Genomic DNA, 6745 nt, shown 5'->3' on the forward strand with positions numbered 1-6745 from the left:
CCTTCCTCTTAAAACCTGTACCCTATTTTAAATTAACAGGCTGTATCAGTTTCGGCACAGGCCTTCCCGCTCCCTTCGACAAGGCCAACCAACCCAGATCTCAACCGACGGCCATGGCCGCAGGCGAGCGTGGGATCCCTTGCAGCAGCCGCTCCATCTCCGCTTGCAAATCCTGGGTTAGAGCTTGTACGGCCTGCCGGCGGTTGGCCTGATAGGCGGGCCAGCGCTCTGAAACCGAGAGGGGATCCCCGATGCTGAAACGGGCCAGCCGCGGCCCCAATCTGGGAGGGGCAGCGCCGACGGCGTTTTTGCCTTTGATCCAGACCAACAGGTTCCACAGCCGCAGGGCAGTTTCGGCCAGTTCCTCCAGGCCGGGCTGCTCCGGCAGGGGACGCACGGCAAACACCATCAGGGTCTCCACTAGGCGCATGTGCCAGAGGTGGAAGCTGGCCTCCGAGGCAACGCGATTGGCCAGCCCCTTCTCCAAAGCCGAAAGCGCAGCAATATCAGGGATATCTTCCCGGTAGATCCAGGCCCAGCCTGCCTGTTCGATGCGATGCCGCCGCTCGATCAAGTTCCCCTGGGGCTGCAGGCCAAAGTGCTGCTCGGCCACGCGCAGGGCCAGATCCGATAGGCTTTGCAGACGTGCCCACAGACCTTCTCCCTCTTTGAGGTTGACCCGAGCGGCAGAGGGCAGGGCGGGGGCGTAGAAGCGCTCGTAAAAATGCTCCATAACCTGAATCAAATGCTCGGCCAGGCGAAGCAAGCGGGCCATCAGAAACCCCTTGCCGACATGTGCCGAGCGCGTGGCCGGGAGCTTGCAATCGGCCTCCATACGGCGGAGCAACCTGTCCAGGGCCGCACTGGGATCCCTCAAATAGGAGTAGCGGAGGCCCACCGGCAAGATCAGCACCTCCTCCGGGCGCCCCGCCTTATGCAGATCCTCCACCGCCCAAAAACTCATTTGCGCCACCCCCGGCTCCAGCGGGTTGAGCAGCCCACTCATGCCGTTGATCGTCCCCTCTGGAGCCACCGCCAGTGGGTACTGGCCTGAGACCAACTGCTCGCGAGAGCTCTTCAGCCCTGCCCGATCCAGACGGCCCCGCAAAATCGGGATCCCGCCCAGCCGGGGAAGCCCCCAGCGGCCAATGAAGCCCAGCCATAGTGGCAGGCCGCGGGCGTAGACAAACAAAACGTGGGGCCGCTGCCGCAGGCGGATCCCCTGTTGTCGAGCCACCTGAGGCAGAAGATGGGAAAACAAGTACATCAGGCAGGGGGGATCGTCAAGGGTGGGGTGGCGAAAGGCTACCAACAGGCGAATCTTGCCTGCCTCGAATTGCTGATAAAGCTGAGCCAAACGCTCGCCCCCATCTACCTCAACGCGCGGGATCCCTTTGGCCCAGCGCAACCAGAAGGGCAAACCCGCCTGCGCCAAACGAACCACCCAAGGCGTCAATCGCGGCGGCAGAAATTTGAGAGGAGGTTGAACAGTCTGGTACATAGGGATCTTCAGATCTAGGGTTGGCAAGTCAATAAACCCACGCTTCGGATCCCATCTTATGGAGGGTTTGGAGGAGAGAAAGCCCTGCAGTGACAGTTTCTCAACTGGATTCCCTTGCCCAACTCCAGAAGAGGTTCAAGCTCCTGTTGTTTTTTTCCTGCGGCTCCGCGTCTTTTTGGGGGCAGCTTCTTCGTTCGAGGTTGAGTCCTCCATCACCTGGCCGTTGAGTACTTGCTTGAGGTGAATGTGCTTATAGCCCAACTGAATCTCAAACTCATCGCCGGGCTTGAGATTCATTTTTTCGGTGTAAGCGGACCCGATGATGATCTGACCATTCTTGTGAACGCTCACGCGAAAGGTTGGCTCGCGGCCGCGCTTGTCACGGCTGGAAGTTGGACTGAGGCTCAGACCTTTTGCCGCCAGCACCGCATCATAAAACTCATTTAAGTTGACGCGGAGCTTGTTGGTCTTGGTCATGGTTACGTAGCCACAGCGCTTTGCCGTCTCGCGGCGCGGAAGATGGCTCAACGCTTCTACCTTCTGCAGGAGAGCCTTCCCGGTTAAAGGTTGTGGTGGTATATCCAACATTTTCTGATGCCCTACAGTCCTCTCCAGGATCATAACCTCCTGGCGTACTTCTGCAACCAAAAGTTGGGGGCTCTTTTCGAGGTCACATTTTTCTCCTACTACTTGAAGTGGTTCTCTAAGGGAGAAAGGCTCTTCTCAATAGGCGTTCAATCGGTGTTCTTTCCGTGGTAAAAGGTGAGGGGGGCAGCAGAGACTCAAGTGCGGAGGGGGGCTGTAGCTTTTGCTTTGATGGCGACAAAGGCTGGAGAATCGGTATGGCTCTTCGGCGCCCTGGGTGCTTCGGCGGAGAGGCCAGAGGGATCCGCAGGATCGGGGGAAGAGACTTGCTTGAAGCAGTGGGCCAGGTCAGGATTGGCGATGATAAAGTCGCGCCAACCAGACTAGATCTGTTTCTCCAGTTTCCACCCCTCTGCCGTCCTAAACCCCCAAGACGGCTTCTCCAAACTTCAGCAAAAGGGGCTGTGATGTTGTGTTGCACAACGAGCCGGAAAAATAGCCAAAGCAAGCCTACGGCCCAATGCCATCACCCGCAGGGCCGGTAAGGGACTTCGGGCTTCTCAGCGGGAGCCGACGACGCCACGGGCGTTTGTCCCGCCGTTCGACGGGCGCGGGCGACGCAGGCCGCTAGCAGCCATTTCAAGACTGGCTGATGGCAGTAAGGGCTGGGGCAAAATGGGAGGGACAACTCAGCCGGATCCCAAGCGCTGGGCCACCTGGGAAGGAAGCTGGGCCAAAGGGATCCCTTCGAGAATCTCGGCTGCAAAAGCATAGGTGAGGAGTTGCCTGGCCTGGGCCTGGGGAATGCCGCGGCTTTGCAAATAGAAGATTTCTTCGGCCTCCAGTTGGCTGACGGTGGCCCCGTGGGCACATTTGACGTTGTCGGCAAAGATCTCCAACTGTGGCTGCGTATCCACCCGCGCCTTGGGGCTCAACAGCAGATTGCGGTTGGTCTGGGCGGCGTCTGTCAGTTGAGCTGCTTGGCTCACCAAAATGCGCCCGCTGAAGACCGCACGGGCCGCCTCGTCCACGATGCACTTGTGCAATTGGCGGCTGCTGCCGTGGGGCGCTTGATGCACCAGGCGGGAGTGGGTGTCGCTGTGCTGGGATCCCTTCAGCAGGGTCAGTCCCTGCAGGTGGGTGTAGGCCTGGGGTTCTACCTGGGCAAGCTCCAGGTTGTGGCGGGAAAATTGGGATCCCCACTGGATGGCCTGTAGCCGGTAGTGGCTGTGGCGGCCCTGGCGCACAGCAGTTTGGTTGATGTGAAAAGCCTGGGATCCCTGCCGCTGCAGGATCACATGGTGTAGACGGGATCCTTCAGCTAGGGCAATCTCGGTAACGGCGTTGCCAAAGGGGATCCCGGCCCCCCAGGAGAGGTGATCTTCAATCAGGGTGAGGGAGCTGTGGGCCTGCAAAGCCACCAGACAGCGGGGCTGGGCCAAAACCGCCTCTCCTTCAGAGGCCACGGTTATCCAGAGCAGGTGCAAGGGCGGCAAAACCTCCTGCTGGGGTGGCAGCTCAATCTGGATCCCATCGCCTAGATGGGCGGTGTTGAGGGCGCTGAAGACGTCGAGCTTGGCGATGGTTTGCAACCATCCAGGAGCCGACTGGCTTAGGGGAGCAATTCGCAGGGCTGAGGGCAGGCCGCTCAAGTCAGAAAGGTGGGGAGCAAAGTAGCCGTTGACGAACACCACATAGCTGTGACGGCTCTCCGGCCACAGCCAGGGATCCAGCACGGCCTTCTCTAGCGTTGCCTGTCCAGGGCCGGCCAGGCGAAAGGTGTGGGCCACTAGCGGCGAGAGGTCGCTGTATTTCCAGTCTTCCTCGCGGGGGGTGGGGATCCCCAGTTCCGCCAGTTGGGCGCGGGCCTGCTGTCTCAGGGTGGTATGGGGATCTTCCACCTCTGGGATTTGGCGGAGGATGTGCTCCAGAAAGGGACGGCCAAAACCGCTGGCGTCGCTTTCTCGAACCGAGGACTTGGGCACCGCAGCGCTCATCCCACCTCCTCCTTGAGCCAGTCATAGCCCCGCTCTTCCAGCTCCAGCGCCAAAGTCTTATCGCCGCTGAGGACGATGCGCCCCCCTTCCATCACATGCACATAGTCGGGGGTTACATACTCCAGCAGGCGCTGGTAGTGGGTAATGAGGAGCATGGCCTTCTCAGGGCCGGCCAGTTGGTTAATGCCCTGCGCAACGACGCGCAGCGCGTCGATATCCAGGCCGGAGTCCGTCTCGTCTAAGATAGCCAGCGTCGGCTCCAGCACCGCCATCTGCAGGATCTCGTTGCGCTTTTTCTCGCCGCCGGAAAACCCTTCGTTAACGGAGCGCTCCAAAAAAGCGGGATCCATCTTGACAATGCTCAGTTTTTCCCGCACCAAGTCGTCAAAATCGAGGGGATCCATTTCCGGCTGATCCCGATATTTCTGCCGGGCGTTGTAGGCGGCGCGCAAGAAGTCCAAGTTGCTCACCCCCGGAATCTCGATGGGGTATTGAAAGGCCAAGAAGATCCCGGCCCAGGCCCGCTCCTCCGGCTCCATTGCCAAGAGATCCTTGCCCAGATAGAGGATCTCGCCCCCTGTTACCCGGTAGTCGGGGTGGCCGGCCAAGATCTTGGAGAAGGTGCTTTTCCCGGAGCCATTGGGCCCCATGATGGCGTGGATCTCGCCGGCCCGGATTTCCAGGTTCACCCCTTTGAGGATAGGGGTACCGTCGATCTCAGCCGTGAGATCGCGGATAGATAAAATGACAGGGCTGTTTTCCCGGATCATGTCAGCAGTTCGTCTTGGGTCGAAGTATTGGCGGACAGACCTACCCCTTCAGCGCCGCCCCCAAGGTGGAGCTGCGCCAGGCTGCTCGGCAATTGGCAACGAGCATAGCCGCTCGCCAGGGATCTAGCCAACGGATCCCTCTAGCTTCAGGCTCAGCAGCCGATCCGCCTCGACGGCAAACTCCATCGGCAATTGGTTGAACACCTCTCGGCAGAAGCCGCTGATGATCATGGAGACGGCGTCTTCTACAGAAATGCCGCGCGACTGGAAGTAGAACAGTTGCTCTTCTCCGATTTTGGAAGTGGAAGCTTCGTGCTCTACTTTGGCAGTGTTGTTTTGCACTTCAATGTAGGGGAAGGTGTTGGCGCTGCACTGATCCCCAATCAACATGGAATCACACTGGGAAAAGTTGCGGGCGCCTTCTGCCTTGGGCCCAATTTTCACCAGGCCGCGATAGCTGTTTTTGGAATGCCCCGCCGAGATGCCTTTGGAGATAATTCTGCTGCGGGTGTTGCGGCCTATGTGGATCATCTTGGTGCCGGTATCGGCCTGCTGGTAGTGGTTGGTCAGGGCCACTGAGTAGAACTCGCCCACCGAGTTTTCCCCCACCAGCACGCAGCTCGGATATTTCCAGGTGATGGCCGAGCCGGTCTCCACCTGCGTCCAGGAGATCTTGGAGTTGGCCCCCTGACAGAGGCCGCGTTTGGTCACGAAGTTGTAGATGCCGCCCTTGCCGTTTTCGTCGCCGGCATACCAGTTCTGCACCGTCGAGTACTTGATCTCGGCATTGTCCAGGGCAATCAGCTCCACCACCGCCGCGTGCAGTTGGTTGGTGTCGAACATGGGGGCCGTGCAGCCTTCCAGGTAGCTGACGTAGGATCCCTCGTCAGCAATGATCAGGGTGCGCTCAAACTGGCCCGACTCGCCGTTGTTAATGCGGAAATAGGTGGACAGCTCCATCGGGCAGCGCACCCCTTTGGGCACATAGACAAAGGAGCCATCGCTAAACACTGCCGAGTTCAGCGCCGCGTAGTAGTTGTCGGCAATGGGTACCACCGTGCCCAGGTACTTGCGCACCAAGTCTGGGTACTCCCGTAGCGCCTCCGACATGGAGCAGAAAATGATCCCTTCCTTGGCCAGCTTTTCCCGGAAGGTGGTGGCCACCGAGACGCTGTCGAAAATGGCGTCCACCGCCACATTGGCCAGCCGCTTCTGCTCCGACAGAGGGATCCCCAGCTTCTCAAAGGTTTCCAGCAGCACGGGATCCACTTCGTCGAGGCTCTTTTTCTTCTCCTTTACCTTGGGAGCGGAGTAGTAAACGATGTTCTGGTAGTCGATGGGCGGGTAGGTCACATTCGGCCAGGTGGGCTCGCTCATCTTCAGCCACTGGCGGTAGGCCCGCAGCCGGAACTCCAGCATAAAGTCCGGCTCCCCCTTCTTGGCCCAGATTTGCCGAATGATGTCCTCATTTAAGCCTTTGCCGATGGACTCAGAGGCGATGTCGGTAACAAAGCCGTACTTGTAGGGCTGGCTAATTAGGGTGCGGACGCTCGTAGACATGGATGGCTCTCGGTTAGGGACAGGGGCAAAACAGATGGCCAATTAAAACAACATGGTTGTTGCTTAACTAATCCTCAGGTTACTTTAGCAATGATCCCCTTGTCAAAGTAGCGGTGCTGGCAGCGGCAGCCGAGTAAACCCAGTCTAACCAGGAGGGCGAGGGTGGAGAGCGCGCGCAAGATCACCGATCCGTTCACGCAACCCGTTTCCAGCAAGCAGGCTATCTTGATCTACCTACGCAAGACGGGGCAGGCCACCGCCCAGACTCTGGCAGAGCACTTGGGCATTTCTCCCCAGGCCATTCGCCGCCACCTCAAGGATCTGGAGGCAGA

General features: G+C 59.2%; 6 protein-coding genes. 1 reads left to right on the forward strand and 5 read right to left on the reverse strand.

The genetic code is table 11. From position 1 onward, the window contains the following. Positions 1-100: 100 nt before the first annotated feature. The 5 genes from NW835_RS05560 to sufB all read right to left on the reverse strand — a co-directional run bounded on the left by NW835_RS05560 (position 101) and on the right by sufB (position 6413). Positions 101-1501 (reverse strand): 1-acyl-sn-glycerol-3-phosphate acyltransferase, encoded by a 1401-nt coding sequence (locus NW835_RS05560; protein ID WP_414414738.1) that lies wholly within the window; start codon positions 1499-1501, stop codon positions 101-103. Between the two features lie 135 nt (positions 1502-1636). Further along, on the reverse strand, positions 1637-2089 hold the full coding sequence (locus tag NW835_RS05565) for an AbrB family transcriptional regulator (RefSeq protein ID WP_414364014.1): 453 nt from the start codon (positions 2087-2089) through the stop codon (positions 1637-1639). A gap of 686 nt (positions 2090-2775) precedes the next feature. Then, complete coding sequence (sufD, locus tag NW835_RS05570; RefSeq protein ID WP_414414739.1) at positions 2776-4083, reverse strand: Fe-S cluster assembly protein SufD; 1308 nt, start codon at positions 4081-4083, stop codon at positions 2776-2778. Further along, positions 4080-4853 carry a Fe-S cluster assembly ATPase SufC gene (gene sufC, locus NW835_RS05575; protein ID WP_414414740.1) on the reverse strand — a complete coding sequence of 258 codons (774 nt, stop codon included), beginning with the start codon at positions 4851-4853 and terminating at the stop codon, positions 4080-4082. The genes sufD and sufC overlap by 4 nt, the downstream gene beginning before the upstream one ends. Before the next feature lie 123 nt (positions 4854-4976). Continuing rightward, positions 4977-6413 carry a Fe-S cluster assembly protein SufB gene (gene sufB / locus NW835_RS05580; protein ID WP_414372335.1) on the reverse strand — a complete coding sequence of 479 codons (1437 nt, stop codon included), beginning with the start codon at positions 6411-6413 and terminating at the stop codon, positions 4977-4979. A gap of 162 nt (positions 6414-6575) precedes the next feature. On the opposite strand from sufB, the gene NW835_RS05585 reads away from it, so the two are divergent. Continuing rightward, positions 6576-6745: HTH domain-containing protein (locus NW835_RS05585; RefSeq protein WP_414414773.1), on the forward strand; the 170-nt coding region annotated here is incomplete at its 3' end.

It is taken from the genome of Synechococcus sp. OH2, assembly GCF_047462155.1.
Taxonomy (GTDB): Bacteria; Cyanobacteriota; Cyanobacteriia; order Thermostichales; family Thermostichaceae; genus Thermostichus.